The sequence below is a fragment of the Halomonas sp. C22 genome (genome assembly GCF_007655045.1).
In the GTDB taxonomy this organism is placed as follows: domain Bacteria; phylum Pseudomonadota; class Gammaproteobacteria; order Pseudomonadales; family Halomonadaceae; genus Vreelandella; species Vreelandella hamiltonii.
Genome location: NZ_VBVC01000002.1, coordinates 467,653 through 484,638 on the forward strand (window position 1 = coordinate 467,653; position 16,986 = coordinate 484,638).

The 16,986-nt window shown below is 51.2% G+C and carries 15 protein-coding genes; 13 read left to right on the forward strand and 2 right to left on the reverse strand.

Annotated elements, in window-relative coordinates; translation table 11 throughout:
- Positions 1-54: 54 nt before the first annotated feature.
- The 5 genes from FEU76_RS05410 to FEU76_RS18810 all read left to right on the forward strand — a co-directional run bounded on the left by FEU76_RS05410 (position 55) and on the right by FEU76_RS18810 (position 3,963).
- A complete protein-coding gene (locus FEU76_RS05410; protein ID WP_039175288.1) occupies positions 55-531 on the forward strand; it encodes a tripartite tricarboxylate transporter TctB family protein in 477 nt (158 codons plus the stop codon).
- A gap of 21 nt (positions 532-552) precedes the next feature.
- On the forward strand, positions 553-2,058 hold the full coding sequence (locus tag FEU76_RS05415) for a tripartite tricarboxylate transporter permease (RefSeq protein ID WP_144981043.1): 1,506 nt from the start codon (positions 553-555) through the stop codon (positions 2,056-2,058).
- A gap of 69 nt (positions 2,059-2,127) precedes the next feature.
- Entirely contained in the window at positions 2,128-2,784 is a 657-nt protein-coding gene (locus FEU76_RS05420; RefSeq protein WP_144981046.1) for an HAD family hydrolase, read from the forward strand.
- Between the two features lie 66 nt (positions 2,785-2,850).
- Positions 2,851-3,645 (forward strand): IclR family transcriptional regulator domain-containing protein, encoded by a 795-nt coding sequence (locus FEU76_RS05425; protein WP_016915329.1) that lies wholly within the window; start codon positions 2,851-2,853, stop codon positions 3,643-3,645.
- Positions 3,646-3,876: 231 nt separating this feature from the next.
- Complete coding sequence (locus FEU76_RS18810; RefSeq protein WP_443089279.1) at positions 3,877-3,963, forward strand: hypothetical protein; 87 nt, start codon at positions 3,877-3,879, stop codon at positions 3,961-3,963.
- Positions 3,964-4,173: 210 nt separating this feature from the next.
- Here the strand turns inward: FEU76_RS18810 and hglS are convergent, their stop codons facing one another.
- Entirely contained in the window at positions 4,174-5,535 is a 1,362-nt protein-coding gene (gene hglS / locus FEU76_RS05435) for a 2-oxoadipate dioxygenase/decarboxylase HglS (RefSeq protein WP_144981052.1), read from the reverse strand.
- Positions 5,536-5,820: 285 nt separating this feature from the next.
- Here hglS and FEU76_RS05440 point away from each other — a divergent pair, with 285 nt between their 5' ends.
- Positions 5,821-6,702, forward strand: a complete 882-nt coding sequence (locus tag FEU76_RS05440; protein WP_144981055.1) for a LysR substrate-binding domain-containing protein — start codon at positions 5,821-5,823, stop codon at positions 6,700-6,702.
- A 199-nt stretch (positions 6,703-6,901) separates the two neighbouring features.
- Positions 6,902-8,380, forward strand: a complete 1,479-nt coding sequence (locus tag FEU76_RS18685) for a flagellin N-terminal helical domain-containing protein (RefSeq protein WP_144981058.1) — start codon at positions 6,902-6,904, stop codon at positions 8,378-8,380.
- A 368-nt stretch (positions 8,381-8,748) separates the two neighbouring features.
- Here FEU76_RS18685 and FEU76_RS05450 read toward each other — a convergent pair whose 3' ends face one another.
- The gene (locus FEU76_RS05450; protein ID WP_446718794.1) at positions 8,749-9,654 is read right to left on the reverse strand and encodes an iron-siderophore ABC transporter substrate-binding protein; all 906 of its coding nucleotides are present in this window, start codon (positions 9,652-9,654) and stop codon (positions 8,749-8,751) included.
- A gap of 155 nt (positions 9,655-9,809) precedes the next feature.
- Between FEU76_RS05450 and FEU76_RS05455 the strand changes: the two genes are divergently transcribed.
- The 6 genes from FEU76_RS05455 to FEU76_RS05480 all read left to right on the forward strand — a co-directional run bounded on the left by FEU76_RS05455 (position 9,810) and on the right by FEU76_RS05480 (position 16,965).
- Positions 9,810-11,984 (forward strand): TonB-dependent receptor, encoded by a 2,175-nt coding sequence (locus FEU76_RS05455; protein WP_144981061.1) that lies wholly within the window; start codon positions 9,810-9,812, stop codon positions 11,982-11,984.
- Between the two features lie 567 nt (positions 11,985-12,551).
- A complete protein-coding gene (locus tag FEU76_RS05460) occupies positions 12,552-13,469 on the forward strand; it encodes a hypothetical protein (RefSeq protein WP_144981064.1) in 918 nt (305 codons plus the stop codon).
- Positions 13,470-13,549: 80 nt separating this feature from the next.
- Positions 13,550-14,377 (forward strand): hypothetical protein, encoded by an 828-nt coding sequence (locus FEU76_RS05465; RefSeq protein ID WP_144981067.1) that lies wholly within the window; start codon positions 13,550-13,552, stop codon positions 14,375-14,377.
- 96 nt (positions 14,378-14,473) lie between these two features.
- Positions 14,474-15,667 (forward strand): DUF3800 domain-containing protein, encoded by a 1,194-nt coding sequence (locus FEU76_RS05470; protein ID WP_144981070.1) that lies wholly within the window; start codon positions 14,474-14,476, stop codon positions 15,665-15,667.
- A gap of 40 nt (positions 15,668-15,707) precedes the next feature.
- Entirely contained in the window at positions 15,708-16,568 is an 861-nt protein-coding gene (locus FEU76_RS05475) for a hypothetical protein (protein ID WP_144981073.1), read from the forward strand.
- Entirely contained in the window at positions 16,555-16,965 is a 411-nt protein-coding gene (locus FEU76_RS05480) for a hypothetical protein (RefSeq protein WP_144981076.1), read from the forward strand. Before FEU76_RS05475 ends, FEU76_RS05480 begins: the two co-directional genes overlap by 14 nt.
- Positions 16,966-16,986: the final 21 nt, after the last annotated feature.

A 16,986-nucleotide genomic window follows, 5' to 3' on the forward strand; every position in this document is an offset into this window, starting at 1 on the left:
TTATCTTACTGGCTGGGGGGTAAGATGCGCTCTTACCCCCTCGGAGTCGTCACTATGAGTAAGAAAATCATACCCGTTCAAGCCGGCGAAAAACTGTTCGACTGGCTTTTACTGCTATTAAGTATCGGTGTGTTATATGAAGCTTATCGCATCGATGGAGGGTTACGCCTGAACTCCGCAGGGTCTTTCCCCGTGGGTTTGGCATTGATCATGCTTGCGTCCTCAATTGCCCTTCTGATCAGTCACCGGCATAAGCGCCGTGCACCCGACATAAAAACGGCCAGACAAGAGGCCGAAACATTTCTAAAAGAGCACTTCAAACCCCCTATCATTGCCTTTACCGTGTGCTCGATCGTTTACCTGATAGCGATTAACTGGGCGAGCTTCTACATCAGCACCTTTTGCTTTCTTGCGGCAATGTTTGCCTATTACAGGAAGGGGAAGATTCTGAGCTCGATATGCATTGCGGCCATTACTATTGGCGTGATCTACGTGCTGTTTACGATGGTCTTCCGAGTTTACCTTCCCTGATACCGACGGTTGAGACAATTTATGAGCGATACAATTGCCTACCTCCTCATGGCTTGGCTCGACCCAAGCCTTTTGCTCCTGACAGGCTTAGGCGTTCTAGCAGGCATCTACGTAGGCGCCATTCCGGGGCTATCGGTTACCATGGCGGTATCGATACTGATATCGTTTACCTTTTCGTGGGATATCAATAATGCGCTTGCGCTCATGGTGGGCATTTATGTGGGCGGGGTGTATGGCGGTTCTCGAACAGCCATACTGCTCAATATTCCTGGCTCCCCCGCTGCTGTCACAACGGCGTTCGACGGCTACCCATTAGCACTCAAAGGCGAAGCCGGCAGAGCGATCGGCCTTAGCACGGTCATGTCCGTCATTGGTGGCTTGATTGGTGTAGCGGTACTCGCCAGTACGGCGCCCTATCTGGCAGATATGGCGTTAGAGTTTGCTCCCCGTGATTACTTCCTGATTGCCATCCTGGGGCTTCTGCTCGTCAGTTCGCTGTCAGGCAAGTCGCTGACCAGAGGCATTTTCGCCGTTGCACTGGGGGCTATCGTTGGCCTGGTCGGCATGGACATGGTCACCGCTCAGCCGCGCCTGACCATGGGCAGTATGGAACTGCTGGGCGGCATCCATTATGTCGTCATCATGATCGGGCTTTTTGGTGTGGCAGAAGCCATTTACCAGCTGCACAACCTGGCTAAAATTCCTGTCAAACAGAAAGTGGACAAGATCGTGCCACCGCTGAGCATGATCTTGAAGTTTTTACCGCTCTCCATTCGTACGTCTATTATCGGCGTTGTAGTGGGTGCCCTGCCTGGTGCGGGAGGTGACATCGCGTCACTCTTTGCCTATGACCATGCCAAACGCAGCGTCAAAAACCCGTCTACACCGTTTGGGGAAGGCGCTTACGAAGGGTTGGTTGCCCCCGAAACCGCCAACAGCGCTGCCGTAGGCGGTGCCTATGTCCCCATGTTGACCCTGGGGATGCCAGGCGACGCAGTCACAGCGGTCATTATTGGGGCGCTGGTCATACATGGCCTCAATCCTGGCCCCATGCTGATGATTGAAACACCCCACATCTTCTGGTTCACCGTGGGCAATCTGGCACTTGCAAATGTTTTCTTGCTCATCTTCGGTCTGACAGGCATTAAGCTATTTTCAAAGGTGGTCGAGGTTCCTAAAGCCGTACTCATACCGCTGATTCTAGTGCTATGTGTCGTAGGCACCTACTCACTGAATAGCAACATGACCGAAGTCTACTGGATGCTGGGGTTTGGTATTTTGGGTTACTGGCTAAAAGTATTTGGCTTTCAAATGGGGCCCGTCATTTTAGGCGTCATATTAGGCCCATTACTGGATGAGTCATATCGCCAGGCCATGTCATCGGTAGGGGATCAAGCGGGAGACTTTTTACTTGGGCTCGTGACCAATCCCTTGTCGCTCGTACTCACTAGCGTCATCGTCCTGGTACTGCTCAGCAACACTCCTTTCAAGCCATGGCTGTTCTCCAAACTCAAGCGTGGACACTAGCCTATGCCTAGGCACAGCGCTTCGAGCTGTGCCGCCTTTCATTTAAAAGGCATTGCATATGGGGACAAGATGAGACGACTTCCCGACTTCGCACTGGTGTTTGACTTCGATGGCGTTGTGCTTGATTCAGCAACTCTCAAGCGGCAAGCATTTGCTGACATGTACCGCCACAAGCGAGAAGACGAGTATCGCGCCATCGTGGCCTATCTCAGCCGCAAGGGAGGCCAGCCCCGGGAGGTCAAGTTCCGTCACATCGAAGCACATATACTCGGCCAGGACGCCGATGAAGCACGCATAAGTTTCTTATGCCAACAGTTCAAACAAAGCGTTGAGCAACGGCTTTTACAGGCTCCTTTTATTCCAGGAGCCCTGAGCTTCTTATCTTCATGGCACGATAAGCGATCGATCTATTTGCTCTCTGCGACGCCCCAGCACGAGCTGACCTCTATCGTGAAACAGCGGCAGCTGACTCAATTCTTTATTGAGACGGTGGGGGCACCCCCTGATAAAGCCACTGGTTTGGGGCAACTGCTCGTCAGACAAGGCCATGCCGCAAAGCACACCGTCATGATTGGCGACTCTTACAATGACTACCGCGCGGCTCGCTCCAATGGCACGCGATTCATTGGCGTGGCTGCAGAGCCCCATCAATCCCCTTTCCCCTCAGATACAGTGGTCATCAATGACCTGAGTCAATTGGAAGAGGCATTGCTGAGCCTGGAATAATTGTTCGGCATTCGAACAATATGCTACATTGTTGCCTGACCAAGCATCCACCAATGAGAATGCAACATGGCAGATATTCTACAGGCAGATGCCCTGCAGCCTGATGACAGAGACTTTGTTACCGCCCTTGCCAGCGGCCTGGAAGTCATCATGGCGTTTGACGATTCACACCCCAGAATGACCCTCAGCGAAGTGGCTGCGCGCACCGGCATGAACCGCGCAAAAGCACGTCGATTTTTGCTGACGCTACATGCGCTGGGATACGTTAGAAAACAGCAGCGTTACTTTGAGCTGTCTCCCAAAGTATTACAGCTCGGTTACTCTTTTCTCTCTGCCAACAATTATCGCAGTGTGATCCAGCAGTATCTGGAGGATATTACTGCGCAGTGCGGGGAATCGTCATCACTAGGCATTCTGGATGGCGATGAGGTGATTTATGTCGCACGCTCCGCAGCCCCCCATCGGTTGATGTCTATTTCGCTCTCTGTGGGCACACGCCTGCCTGCGGCCCACACCTCCATGGGCCGTGTGCTGCTTGCTCAGCTCTCCGAACCGGCACTGGATGCCTATTTATCGAGAATTGTACTCGAGCGCCATACTGAGAAAACGATTACCGATAAAGAGTACCTTAAAAAATGCATCAACAAGGTTCGTCAGCAAGGCTATGCCATCTCTGACCAGGAGCTGGACCCAGGCTTGAGATCGTTGGCCGTCCCTGCATTTGATATGAATGGAAAGCTGCTGGGCGCCATCAATATCAGCACCAATGCGGCCAGGGTCGACATGGAGACGCTGCTTAAACACCACCTGCCGCTCCTGCAGGAAAAAGGGCGTTTGATCCGCTCGACGATCAGTGCCTAGCATTGAGCTTCAAGCTTCGTGAAGCAGTCGAGAAAAATGCGCGCACCGCCAGCTATCTTTAAAATATTTCATTCATTTTCATAAAGATAGCTGAGCAAAGCACATAACTGCTTGTGCTCAACATTTGCACAAACATCGGCTAGCTTCTACATTGAGTACAGTATATGGACTAAGGATACACCTATCTCGTTAGCTCATGAGGAGCTAATCATCGCAATCAAGGAGAGATACATGTTGAAATTTCTGGCAAGCACCGTCGGCATCATTTTCATGATTGGTCTACTGGTCGTCATTGGTCTGTTGATGCTGATTTTCTAGACCAAGTGCCATCTTGCTCATTTTTAATGAATTGATGAACCCCTAAACAAAGCACTAATATTTCAAACCATATTGTAAAGCAACGGGTTGCCAAGAGGAGTAAGTACCCTGCAGACCTCTTGGCACACCTGAGTTTTTGTGACCTGATTAAAACCATCGCTACGGTAATATGCCCATCTTGGGCTCTGGAATAAGCTCTACCCCCCTTTGTCAGTCCTCCCCACCCAACCACGCCAGCACGGCCTCTTTCGAGCGCTGTTCGCGTTCGGCATACAGCGCCAGCTCATCCTGCACCGGGGCACCCAGGGCGGCCTCGAAGGCGTCGCGGTTTGCGTTACCGGCGTAAGCGCCGTTTTCACTGCCGCCCAGGTTGGATTGGAAAATACCGGCGGCACTGACGGGCAGGAAGTCTTCGTAGGTGATGGGCTGGGCCTCGACCCACCCTTGGGCCAGCAGCGTTTCCAGGTCGGCGTGCTCGGCGCGGCCCTTGGCTGCCCGCCCGGCGTCGGTCAGGTGATAGTGGAAGTAGGCCAGCTGCTCGGTGCGAATTGCCTCGTGGTGGTCCGGAAACGCGGTGAACACGCGCTCCATGACGGCCTGATGGGAGTCATTATCCAGGCCAGCGGTCTGGGCACGCCCCTGGTTCAGCAGCTCATCATAAAGCGCCCGCCCTTTGGGGGTCAGCGCCATGCCGCGCTGCTCGATTTCGCCAAAGCGCGCCGTATGCGTGCCCTGGGCCTCCCCGGCGAAACGAATCGACTCCTCCAGCGCCCGAAAGCTGGTTTGGCGCAGCAACATGGGGCACTCCCGACGGGGCGGCCCTTCGATCACCGCTTTGGGGTTCATGCCCATGCTCGGCATACGACGCTGTGCTTCATCGATATCCAAGGTTCTGGGCGTCAGGTGGTTGATGTGCGGCCCCTTGAAACACACCACATCGGCAATCAGGCGATGCTCGTCGTGCAGCGCCTGATAGGTTTCCAGGTCGACGGTCGCTTCCTGATGCCAGCGGAAGGTTTCCAGCGCCTCGCTGACGAACTGGTCGGCCTCTTCACTGCTCAACCCGCCCTGGGTTTCGTGGCGCTGAATGAGCGCCCGCACCGTGGGGGTAAAGATATCCCGCTGGGCCAGAATCTCCTCGGCGCGACGGCGCAGCGCCTCGCTCTCGATCAGCTCCAGGCGCAGTAAAGAGGTAAAGACTCGGAAAGGGTTCAGCGCGAGGGCTTCGTCCTCGATGGGCCGAAACGCCGTGGAGTGCACCGGCACGCCCGCTTCCGAGAGGTCGTAATACCCCACCGGGAACATGCCCATGACCGCAAACAACCGGCGCAACATGGCAAGCTCGCCCTCGGTGCCCACCCGGATCGCCCCGTGGCGCTCAACGCTCAGCCGGGCCAGCTCGCCCTGCGCCTCCAGCTGGTGGCGCAGCGCGGGCTGCTGTTGAAGGGTTTCCTGGTTCACGCGCTCGACCAGTTCCAGCAGCGCACCGTACTGCGGCACTTCCGCTTGATACATGGCCGACATCGCCTTGGAAAAACGGTCGCGTATTGCATCAGTAGTGATAAAGGACATGTTGTGGCTCTCTGGGGTCGATAAAGAACGGCACGCGTCGCCAGCCTCATGGCCTCTTTATGACACGTGCTTGCGCTGCGTTCTATCAAACCGACTCGGGGAGCGAACCACAAACGAAAAAAAGCACTCAATGCATGCCAAAAAGGAATGCGTAAAGGCTTTTTATAAAGAGCGGCGAGCACCGGGTACGCAACAGCATGGCGCCCAGGGGTGCCCTTTGATAGGGTAGGATTCCTTACCGTCATTCCGCCGAGTGACGCTTGCCCAGGAGCGCCCGCGTTCACCATGCGCAATCTTCCTTCCATCACCGCCATGCAGTGCTTCGAAGCGGCCGCCCGCCACATGAGCTTCACCCGGGCCGCCGATGAGCTGAACCTGACCCAGAGTGCGGTCAGTAAACAGGTGGCACAGCTGGAAACCACCCTGGAGCACAAGCTGTTCCGACGGGTACGTCGCAGCCTGCTGCTGACCCCCGAAGGGGCAATTTTCCTGAGCGATGTGCGCAAGGTGCTGACCCAGATCGAGATGTCCACCCAAGCCATCATGACGTACAGCGGCCATAGCGAAGTGCTCAACATCGCCACCCTGCCCAGCTTCGGCAGCCGCTGGCTGGCCAACAAGCTGCCCTCGTTCATGGCGGCGCATCCAAACATCAGCCTGGCGTTTCACGACCGCGTCGAGGATTTCGACCTGGAGCAGGAGAACATCGACATTGCCCTCTTGTATGGGCACGGCAGCTGGCCCAACCTGGCCTGCCACAAGCTGGCCGACGACCTCATGGTCGCCGTCGCCTCCCCGACCTGGCTGGCCCAGCACCCCATTCATTCACTCGACGATTTGACCCAGCGCCCGCTGCTGCACCTTTCGACCCGCCCGGATGCCTGGCACCACTGGTTTGCCAGCCAGCACGTCATGACCGAGCGCAGCTACCACGGCACCCGTTTCGAAACCTTCCCCATGCTGGTCAGAACTGCCATGGCAGGCGGCGGCGTGGCGCTGGTGCCCCACTTCACCGTGGATGAAGAGCTGGAGAGCCAACGGCTCGCCCTGGCATGGCCCTACCAACTGCTCAGCCGCAACGCCTACTACCTCGTCTACCCCGAACACCTGGGAGAACTCGCCAAGGTGCGCCGCTTTGTTGAGCATGTGGTGCAGTTTGGGGAGTAGAGAAAGAGTCTTGCAAGCCACAAATCAAGCAGTTAAGCAACACCACCAATCAGGCTGGTTACCTCAAGCACATACCGCATCATGAGCGTTGCAGTCGCAGTACGACAACAGACATCCCATCATCTCACTCGCAAGCACGCTAAATTTATTTTAATATTTGTCGCAATATCTCACTATCGTGGACAAGAAGAGCGGAATAATGGCGACGATCAACACCAATTTTGCTGCGCTCAAGGCACAGCAAAACCTGAATAATACTGGCGCAAAGCTGTCGACAAGTATTGAGCGACTCTCTTCTGGTCTTCGTATTAATAGTGCAAAGGATGATGCAGCAGGGCAAGCGATTGGTAATCGCATGGCGACCAACCTGCGAGCAAATTCCGCCATCACGCGGGGAATCAACGATGGCGTTTCACTAATACAGACAGCCGAAGGCGGGCTGGATAGCATCAACAGCATTCTTCAGCGCTCCCGCGAGCTGGCCGTTCAAGCTGCAAACGGCACCTTATCGGATAGCGACCGGGCTTTCATTAATGATGAATATCAAGCGCTACGCGCTGAAATAGACCGGATAGCCAAGGGTACGGAAGCATTTGGAAAATACCCTTTGGCGCCCACGCAGCCTCCCCCCCAACCCGCCCAGCTCGGAAACACTGAACATATCGTTGCTAAACTAAGCCCTGCTAGCAGCGTATTTACCTCGGGGATCGTGCCTGTCGCCTATATACCTACGGGCGCCACCAACATACGCATCGAGATTGACTCGTTCTCCATGGACGATGACATGCAGCTGTTTACACGCGATGGTAAACATCTAGTAGGAACCCCGATTATTGGAAGCGACAACAGCCCTACAGATAACGTCTGGTCGGCACGTGGCATTAGCGATACCGCATCGGCTAATGCAAACCTGCTAAGTGAAGCGAACGGTTTTCTGGTAGATGCAGACTACGATGCAAGCTTTTTTGAAGATGCAACAGACCAATACGATGTTGCACAGCCGCCTGTCTCCCTAACGTATAGTGGCATGACCATCACTTATAGCGGGGATCGCGATCGCGCCTTCGACCCAGACGACAGCAGTTTTAACGATGGACAACTGGGTGGAGTGGCTTCTTCTGAAATGCGAGAAGTCATTACCATTGACCAAACCACCGAGGAGCTCATGCTGCTAGTCGTAGGACAAGGGGCATTTAGCGCCTTTGCCACGTGGGATGAGATGCCGGTAGAGCTAGTGGAGTCCGCCCCAATACCACCGCCTGTCGGCACAGCGACGAAGGTTGTGACTAGCGCAGGTTATGGCGAAGCACTAGACAGCATGACCATACAGCCCACTCCCTCGGACCATATTTCTCTAGGGCTAATGGATGTTGAGCTGGACCCTATCGAAAAAGCCCGGGAAGCAATAGAAAAGCTTCAGTCCGCATTAAACCAAGTGGATGATTACCGAGCTCAATACGGAGCGCTCACAAACCGTTTTGAAAGCATTATTGATAACCTGGCTAACCAAAGCGTGAATACCGCTGCAGCACGATCTCGTATTATGGATGCTGATTACGCCCAGGAAGCCTCCAAACTGGTAAAAGCGCAAATATTGCAACAAGCAGGATCGTCCATGTTAGCCCAAGCCAACCAGGCGCCACAGGGGCTCGTGACATTATTGAACCAGGCTGATTGAGGAACGGAGCCCGCCGCATAGCCAAGGAGGTTGAATATGAAATCGCTGCTCCTTGCTCTGGGCTCCACTTTTACACAACCGATCAGTCACTCTGGGCCAGTTGTCGGTACCCCATGTTTTGCTTCACCTTAACGGTAAAGTCGAGAAGGTACCGGCACGACGCTCTTTCCTCTACATGCATTACTCAAAGTACTGCGACTACTCTGGGACGCCAAAACTCCAGACCTCGGCTTTACAAACACCAGGTTTTTTCACGCTCGTCGAGCAACAGCTAGATAAAGTCAGTAGGCTCAACTTACTTTACTGGCAATATGAAGCATGGATCAGCCTCCAGCCCGCCCCAAAAATAACGTTAACCGCACAATCACTTACTCCAAGGAACTGCGTAACGTCAGGGCAGCCACCAGCTCCCGCGCGAAGCGTTGCGCCGCAGGCAGTGCGCCAAAACTCCATACCGGCGGTAAGCGCAATAGCGTGGCGTTTTCAACGCTGGGTAAGTGCTGCCATAAACCACTTTGCGAAAGTGATGCTTCGACTCCGGCGGGCAGCGGCTCGACCACGACCAGCGTGGCCTCGGGGTAGTCGTAGAGTGCTTCGATCCCTACCAGTGAAAATCCCCAGGCGTTAGTGGGCCGGTCCCAGGCATTGGCCAAGTCGATCTGCTCCAGCACGGCGTGATAGAGGCTGTTGTCGCCAAACACCCTGACATGACGGGCATCCATGAACTGCACCATCAGCAGCGGCGGCGCATCGGGGCGCTGTTGGCGAAGCGTTTCCAGCAGTGCCTGCGTTTCGTTGATGAGCTGCGCGGCCTGCTCTTGGCGGCTGGTCAACTCACCCAACTGGCGGGTGAGTGTGTGTATCTCTTGCCAGGTATGGGTGCCGGGGGAATAGGGGTAAAACGACGTGACCGGGGCCACTCGCTCCAGCCGCTCCGTCAAACCGGCGAACATCGGTGAAATGAACGTATGCGCCGGGGGCGACTGGGCCATGAGTTCGAGGTTGGGCTGCGAACGCAGGCCCAGGTCTGCAACGCCGTCGGGAATCCCTGGCTCCCCTACCCACTCATGGTAGCCCTTGTGTTGAGCGGTACCGCTCAGCGGCGCGTCGATGGCCAGCAGCGTTTCGGCAATGGTCCAGTTGAGGGTGGCCCACTGCGCGTGGGCACTCGACAAGGGCAGCCAGCAAGCGGCCATCAAACAGCAGCGAGCCAGGAAAGAGAGCATCGACCAGTGGCACATGGCAGCGAAAGCATCAGAAAAAAGAGACCACATTTAGACGTCAATAGGCACTTTTTGCAAGGCATCACGAAAAAATCACACCTGCATATGCCAATGTCTCTCATTTTGTTTATCATATAGATCCACATCGGGCAGGTGGCCGTGGCGCCAACGCCAAGCGCTGCCGTACACAAAACTGGATCGATACCATGCCTCTCGGGAACACCTCCAACACAGCGGCCAAGCACCGCAAAGCACGGCTGTTGCGCGCGATGACACTGCTCGCAATGGGCATGACGCCCGTGGCCACCTGGGCACAAACGAGCGCCGACACCCAATCCCTGGATACCGTCACCGTCACGGGCACCATCCCCACCTACGGCGATACGCCGCCGCCAGCCTTCGCCGGTGGCCAAATCGCGGCAGGGGGCCGCGTGGGCCTGATCGGTGAAAGGGACGCGATGGACGTGCCTTTCAACGTCATCAGCTATACCAGCGAGCTGATGGAAAACCAGCAATCCCAGACGCTGGGCGATACGCTGCAAAACGATGCCTCGGTATCGGTAGGGCTGGGCTTTGGCATCTACGGCGAAGCGTACAAGGTGCGCGGCTTCAACCTGACCGGTGACGACGTGGCCTATGGCGGCCTCTACGGCGTCCTGCCACGGCAGATCATCAACAGCGACCTGGCCGAGCGCGTCGAAGTCTTCAAAGGCGCCAGTGCCTTTACCTCGGGCATTCCCATCGGCGGGAACGGCGGCATTGGCGGCACCGTCAACATCGAGCCCAAGCGGGCAGGAAATGAGCCGATGCTCAACCTCTCCAGTGGCTATCGCTCCGATGGCTACGGCGAAGTGGGCGTCGATGCCAGCCAACGTTATGGTGATCAACAGCAATGGGGGGCGCGGGTTAGTGCCACGCGCGGCCGGGGTGACACCGCCATCGATGACGAAAACCAGCGCGATACCTCCGCCGTCGTGGGGCTCGACTACCGTGGCGAACAAGGCCGGATACTGCTCGATGTCGGCCATCAAAAGCTCACCCTGGATAATGGCCGTTCAAGCGTCAACACCGGCGTGGCCACCCAGGTGCCCGCTGCGCCGGACGCCTCGTTGAACTACACCCCCTCGTTCGGTGGAACCGCGCTAGAAACCAATTTCGGCATGGTCCGGGGCGAATATGACCTCACCGACTCCTGGACCGCGTTCGCGGCCCTGGGCGGCAATCGCACGCTCGAAGGCATCGTATCGGCAACTCCAACCCTGACCGATGACGCGGGCAACGCCAGCGTCAACGACTTCGAAACCAGCAACCACATCGACAACTTCGCCAGCCAGGCGGGGCTGCGTGGCTACGTGCTGACCGGCCCGGTCAGCCACGACATCACCGTTGGCTACTCCAGCGCCTATCGCAAGTTCGACACCGACTGGAGCTTCCTCGCGGCAGGCACCACCAACATCTACAACCCGGTCGATCTATCCCGCCCGGAAGGCACCCCGTTCGTGGGGGGAAGCGTAACGCGCACCCGCTCCCAAGGGGTCACGCTAAGCGATACGCTGGGCTTCATCGATGACCGGCTGCTGCTGACACTGGGCGCACGCTATCAGGAGCTCGAAATCGACGAACGCCCCAATGCCGATAGCAGCAACCGCTATGCCGACCGTCGGGTGACCCCCGCCGTGGGCGCGGTGTTCAAGACCACGGAGAATGTCTCGCTCTACGCCAACTACGTCGAAGCCTTGCAGGATGGCGGCACGGTCACCGATACCACCGCGATGAACTTTGGCCAGCACCTGGGCATTGCCCGTGCCGAGCAGCACGAAGTGGGCGCCAAGTTCGACTACGGCAACCTGGGCGGTGGCATCAGCCTGTTCCAGATCGAGCTGCCCTCGGCTGCGGTCTTCGATGGCGTGGGCAATCTGGATAACGAGCAGCGCAATCGCGGCCTGGAGCTAAGCCTTTACGGCGAGCCGACACCCGGAGTGCGCCTGTTCAGCAGCGCGACCTGGATAGACGCCAAACTCACCAGAACACAGGATGGCAACGAAGGAAACGACGCCACGGGCGTGCCTGAGTACCGTTTTGTGTTCGGTGGCGAATGGGACACGCCCTTCATCGAACGCCTCACGGCCACGGGTCGCGTCCTGCACACGGGCTCCCAGTACGCCGATGTCGCCAACGACCTGCAACTGGACTCCTGGACACGCCTCGATCTCGGCCTGCGCTACACCACCCCGCTGGGTGGCGCTGACTGGGTATGGCGCGCAGGCATCGACAACGTGACCGACGAAAACTACTGGTCCGGCGCCTCGACCTCCTTTGCGAACTACCTGGTTCAAGGCGAACCGCGCACCTTCAAGCTGTCGGCGACTGTCGAGTTTTAAGACACGCTTTCTCTCTAACGTGACCATGAGGGCGCTTCTTGTGAAGCGCCCTTGCTTTTATGTGGCATGGGTATAAGGGCTAATAGCGTGATGGCCACAAGCCCATCTTGCGACTCTTGGCGCTCACCAACTTGCCTGTGAGTTATTGTTTTCTCAGCATTTTGACTCTATCCATCGACTCCCTGCCAGCCCAGACCACAACGGCTGCACACCTGCCAAGGCAGGAGGGCGGTGCGAGCCCTCAGTAGCAGGCCACTGAGGAGCGTTGAAAAGAAAAACTTACGAGCCTCAGCTTGCTTCAGAGGGTTGTGCTAGGCTAATTTCATTAAGCACTTGGCATGAGATAGGCAGCGAATAGCACAAGGGTGAAAACACCCCAAAGCGTTCCTCCTAAAATACAGCAGGCTCGCGAATTTTGGATATGACGACTACTTTAAGTTAATATTTAATAAAATCAAATACTTAAGTGGAGAGCACGAGCTATATTTACTAGTAGAACGTGCCAGCACGCTCATTCAGTCATAGAGCGCGCCTTCTAATACGCTGTTAACCTCTCGAGGAGTTAAAGTGAAGTTCCAGATACCAAACAAAAAAACTGGATATTATCCGGAAGTTATTTCACTGCTCAAAAACATGGAATGTTCAAACTCTGGGTACAGTGAGTTAGGGCTGAATCATCCTGCAGATATTTTCTATTTCTCATTTTTAGATGTGATTGATAGCGCGAAGAGGCTACTGGAAAGATTGAGCAGTGATGCTTTAAAAAGAAAAGAAAACCATGCGTATACCCCTAAAAACTTGGAGGATTACAGAGTAGATATATTTAATCTTATATTCTTTTCTGCAAATTTCATTGAGGCTTGCCAGTCTATCTTAAAGTCCATACTCCACAAGAACGAAAAATTCACTAAGGCATCAAGAGAATTTAAAAATCTAACATCATCTTATCGAGCTCATGTATCAAAAATAATAAATGAGATAAAGCATAAGCATAGAAGGGTTAGACCATTTTCATCATCATGGGATGCCAACTTGGTTATTGGATACTATATAGAGGGTGTTCTCCCTGGAGGTACATTAGGGGCTGACCCACTAATTCATGATGATTTTCATGGAATGAGAACGGGGTTCTCTTTAAATAGAAACATCCCATATCACCTGATTAATACATACTTTGTATCACGTGGCCTGAATGGCGTACTTGTTAAATATTCAGGATTAAATAGTGGTCAATGCAACAACCTTGATTCAAACGAAATAATGAAATGTTTTGAAATGCTTTCAGATTTGCCTTTGCTATTTTTTCCAGATGAAATTGAAATGAAAGTGCCTTCGGTTAAGCGAAATAAAGTGGAGGGATTTTCTTTGGAGCTTCCCAGTAGTCGTAAAATTGAGAATAGAAGGCCGCATATTATGAATATTTCGCTGTCACAAAGAATTGGCCTTCAAGCCAGAAGCTTTTCACCGCCATATTTCAGAGGCTAAGAAGCGCATGTTGTCGGACTGGTTTTCCGCTGCGCTCCACCGCAAATGCGGGCGTTATGCCCCCGTAGGGAGTCATATAGATGGGCAGTACTAAAGACTACTGGTTTGATCGAATTGAAGCACAAAAAAATTGTCGTTTGGCTAATTTTCTTGGTATTACCGAAGATGAATTAGATCAGATCGCTTACGACATTGAAGGTGATTACAGCAAAGAGGGATTGCTTTATGGCTATGTTGTTCGGTTCAACGATGATAACGATTCATCTATCATGGCAAAAATAGATGGCCTGACTTCAGGCTTGTATGTGAGCTTATCTCAGTGGGATTTGGAAGATCCTGAAGAAGATGAGCTTCAGTGGGAATTGGTTAATTCAGAGCAAATGGAAATGTTTAATAAGCAGTTGGCTGAAATCCCTGCAATACTTCAAATAAAAACAACTCAAAGCGCTCGATTTAGTTTATTGGTAATGCTGCATGCCCATGTTGTTTCTACGCTGGAGCACTTCCTGTCTACTACATTTATTCATTGCGTCACTAACTCCGACATATTAACGAGAAAATTGATCGAAACTGACCCTGAATTTGGGAGTCGCAAGTTTACAGTAAACGAGATTTACGCTCAGCATAGCAACATCAAATCAACTGTTGCCACATACTTAAAAGGCATTATTTTCCATGATATGCGCAAGGTAAAACCAATGTATGCTAAAGTTTTTGGGTGTGATTTTGGGGATATATCATGGCTATTTAGAGCCGTTAGAGTGAGACACGATTGTGTGCATCGCGCTGGCTATGACAAAGAAGGAAAGTCTATTACCGTGTCGGTAGAAAGCATTAAAGAGTTAGTAAATAATTGTCGCGAGCTTGCTGAAAGAATAGATACTCACGTACAGAAATTAGAAATATAATGGCATAACAAACGCATGCTGCTGACTGGTTCTCCGCTACGTTCCAAATCAGCCGCAAATGCGGGTGTTAAGTTTTCCTAACCAAAATGGTGAGAAATGAGCCGTAATAGCCAAGCGAAAAGAAAGAGTAAACATGCTAAGAAGACCAGAAAAAGAAATTTAATAAAGGACAAAACAATCAGAGAAAAATTAAGAGTTCCTCATATTTATTTTGATGAGTCTGGCAATACAGGTTCAAATCTACTTGATAAAGATCAGACAATTTTCACATTGGCAAGCTGTCAATATTCAGATGCTGAGGCTGAAAAGCTTCTTGGGCTAATTGGTTCTAAATCAGCACATGAGATACATTTTAAGAGGCTTAAGCGAAGAAAAGCAGGCCAAGATGGCATTGTGAGGCTGATGAGCAGCAAGTTGATCTGTAAAGATAAAATAGCAATAAATATTTTTCACAAAGAGTTCATGTTGGCATCGAAAATTGTAGATATTTTGATCGAGCACATGATGCATCTTCGTGGTGAAGACTTATACTTAAACGGACAAAACATTGCTCTTTCAAACATGCTTTATTATTGTTTAGGCGCCTTTTGTGATGATGATTCACTTAAAGAAATGTATGACTCTTTCATCAAAATGATCAAAGAGCAAACAGATGAAGCTATTGATGATTTTTATAATAGTGTTGAGTCATTAATTCCTGACCTAAGATCTAAAGATTTTGAAAAATATATAAATATGATTCTAGAAACCAGAAGGTGCGTAAAAGATGCTCTAAACGGCATTGACAAATTCTCACTAGATCCATCTATACCTGCATTATTTGCTCAATGTGTTAATTGGGGCGAAAAATACCCAAAGGGTTTTCATGTCATTCATGATGATTCACACACAATTGAAAAACAGAGATTGCTGTTTGCTCAGTTTATGGACTGGACACAGGATGATATTGAACTTGGCTATGATCGAAGGAAATACAAATTACCATTAAAAGGGAAAAGCCTTACATTTTCCAGCTCTGACTCACATTATCAACTGCAAGTAGCAGATGTTATTGCTAGTTCCTTTGCCTACTGGGCTGCAGGAGTAAGCAGAGGAGAAAAAGATGATTATTTATTTCTTGAGCTCGAAAAATTAAACTTTGACCGATTCATTGGTCATAACAAAATTTGGCCTACAAAAGATGTATCTCCTGAAGATTTGGGAACAGTGCATGATGGTGGGCTAAATGCGGCTGCCTATACCTCATACTTCCTAATGAACGCAGAGCCAAACCCTCAAGTCGCCACTTAATTTATAAACCCAATCAAGTTTCAACTTGAAAGGAGAGTAAGTGAAAGATCAATTCGAAATTCGGCTGGATTTCAAACCAAATACAGGAAGTCCAGAAAGAGTTTTTCTTGCTATGGCGCAATATGTTAATGCGTTTGAAAATCTGGTTCTTGTTGTTGGTAAAGGAATCGCCCCTGATAACGTAGTTACTTGTGAGCTGTCAGCTGTTGAAACTGGTTCAATCAGTAGTATTGTTGATTGTATTGGTGGCTATTGTTCAACGCTGTCAAAAATACCTCTAATGATTGCTCAACATATGGTTGACCTTGATGAAATCGATCGAGAAGATCAAATAGAAACTTTCACCAAGAAACTTGAAGATGACGTTTTGTCTGACACAGTAATAGACTTTCCAAATCAGGCAAACATAAACCGACTAGAAGTTGCTAAAGGGCTATATAAATTAGCAGAAGCATCGAAAATGCTCGTTCAAGGTGAAACTGTAGATGTTCGAAAAAAAGATAGCAATGTTTATTACATTAACACCAAAACAAGATTTGCACGTGAACCAGAAGACCTTTTCAAAGAACATTTTGAAGTTAAAAGAACTACAGAAATTCTTCTCGTAAGGAAACCTGTTTTTGTTGGCTACTCGATGTGGGATTTTAAAAGCATACAAAGAAAGAAAATTTTTTCTGCCCCCATAGAGGACAAAAACTGGCTAGAAAGGTATCAAAACCGAGAAATTCATCTTGAACCAGGCGATGCCATCAATGCCTTCGTAGAGTTTTCTATGTATAAGGAAAAAGGGGCTAAATATTTCAGTTACAAAGATCATAAAGTGCTTACTGTAGGTCATCCTATAAAAAATGATGAGCTGCAACAAATGCTAGAATTTGAGAACAAAAATGATGAAGTCTAAAAAGCAAAGTACCTCACTGGTATTAGCTGCAGACTATATATTTTATCTTTTGCCATTTATTATTCTGACAATCATAAGCCTTGCCCAAGAAAAGCTTTCGGATTTACTAACAATATCTGATTGGTCTATTGCTTCAACAATCATTTACGGACAGCTTATAGTAAAACTTTCTGCAGCATTAGCAGCGACAAACAGAGAGAAGAAAATACCTGCTATTACGTTATATTTAACGATTCTTGTATGCCTTGGCTTGGTGGTAAATGTTGTTATTTATTCACTAATGCTAATAATGCCTAGCAAAGGCCTTGGAATAACGCAGTTGATTTTGTTTGGTTTTGCCTCAATTTGTCACTTCATTTTTGGTGCGGCTGTTGGGCACATCAACAAAGTGCAGTAGGCTTATAACCAAGTGTGGGTT

Excerpts from the sequence above, each read along its gene's own strand:
- FEU76_RS05410 (WP_039175288.1), top strand. The coding sequence starts at position 55 with ATGAGTAAGAAAATCATACCCGTTCAAGCCGGCGAAAAACTGTTCGAC.
- FEU76_RS05415 (WP_144981043.1), top strand. The coding sequence starts at position 553 with ATGAGCGATACAATTGCCTACCTCCTCATGGCTTGGCTCGACCCAAGC.
- FEU76_RS05420 (WP_144981046.1), top strand. The coding sequence starts at position 2,128 with ATGAGACGACTTCCCGACTTCGCACTGGTGTTTGACTTCGATGGCGTT.
- FEU76_RS05425 (WP_016915329.1), top strand. The coding sequence starts at position 2,851 with ATGGCAGATATTCTACAGGCAGATGCCCTGCAGCCTGATGACAGAGAC.
- FEU76_RS18810 (WP_443089279.1), top strand. The coding sequence starts at position 3,877 with ATGTTGAAATTTCTGGCAAGCACCGTCGGCATCATTTTCATGATTGGT.
- hglS (WP_144981052.1), bottom strand. The coding sequence starts at position 5,535 with ATGTCCTTTATCACTACTGATGCAATACGCGACCGTTTTTCCAAGGCG.
- FEU76_RS05440 (WP_144981055.1), top strand. The coding sequence starts at position 5,821 with ATGCGCAATCTTCCTTCCATCACCGCCATGCAGTGCTTCGAAGCGGCC.
- FEU76_RS18685 (WP_144981058.1), top strand. The coding sequence starts at position 6,902 with ATGGCGACGATCAACACCAATTTTGCTGCGCTCAAGGCACAGCAAAAC.
- FEU76_RS05450 (WP_446718794.1), bottom strand. The coding sequence starts at position 9,654 with ATGTGGTCTCTTTTTTCTGATGCTTTCGCTGCCATGTGCCACTGGTCG.
- FEU76_RS05455 (WP_144981061.1), top strand. The coding sequence starts at position 9,810 with ATGCCTCTCGGGAACACCTCCAACACAGCGGCCAAGCACCGCAAAGCA.
- FEU76_RS05465 (WP_144981067.1), top strand. The coding sequence starts at position 13,550 with ATGGGCAGTACTAAAGACTACTGGTTTGATCGAATTGAAGCACAAAAA.
- FEU76_RS05470 (WP_144981070.1), top strand. The coding sequence starts at position 14,474 with ATGAGCCGTAATAGCCAAGCGAAAAGAAAGAGTAAACATGCTAAGAAG.
- FEU76_RS05480 (WP_144981076.1), top strand. The coding sequence starts at position 16,555 with ATGATGAAGTCTAAAAAGCAAAGTACCTCACTGGTATTAGCTGCAGAC.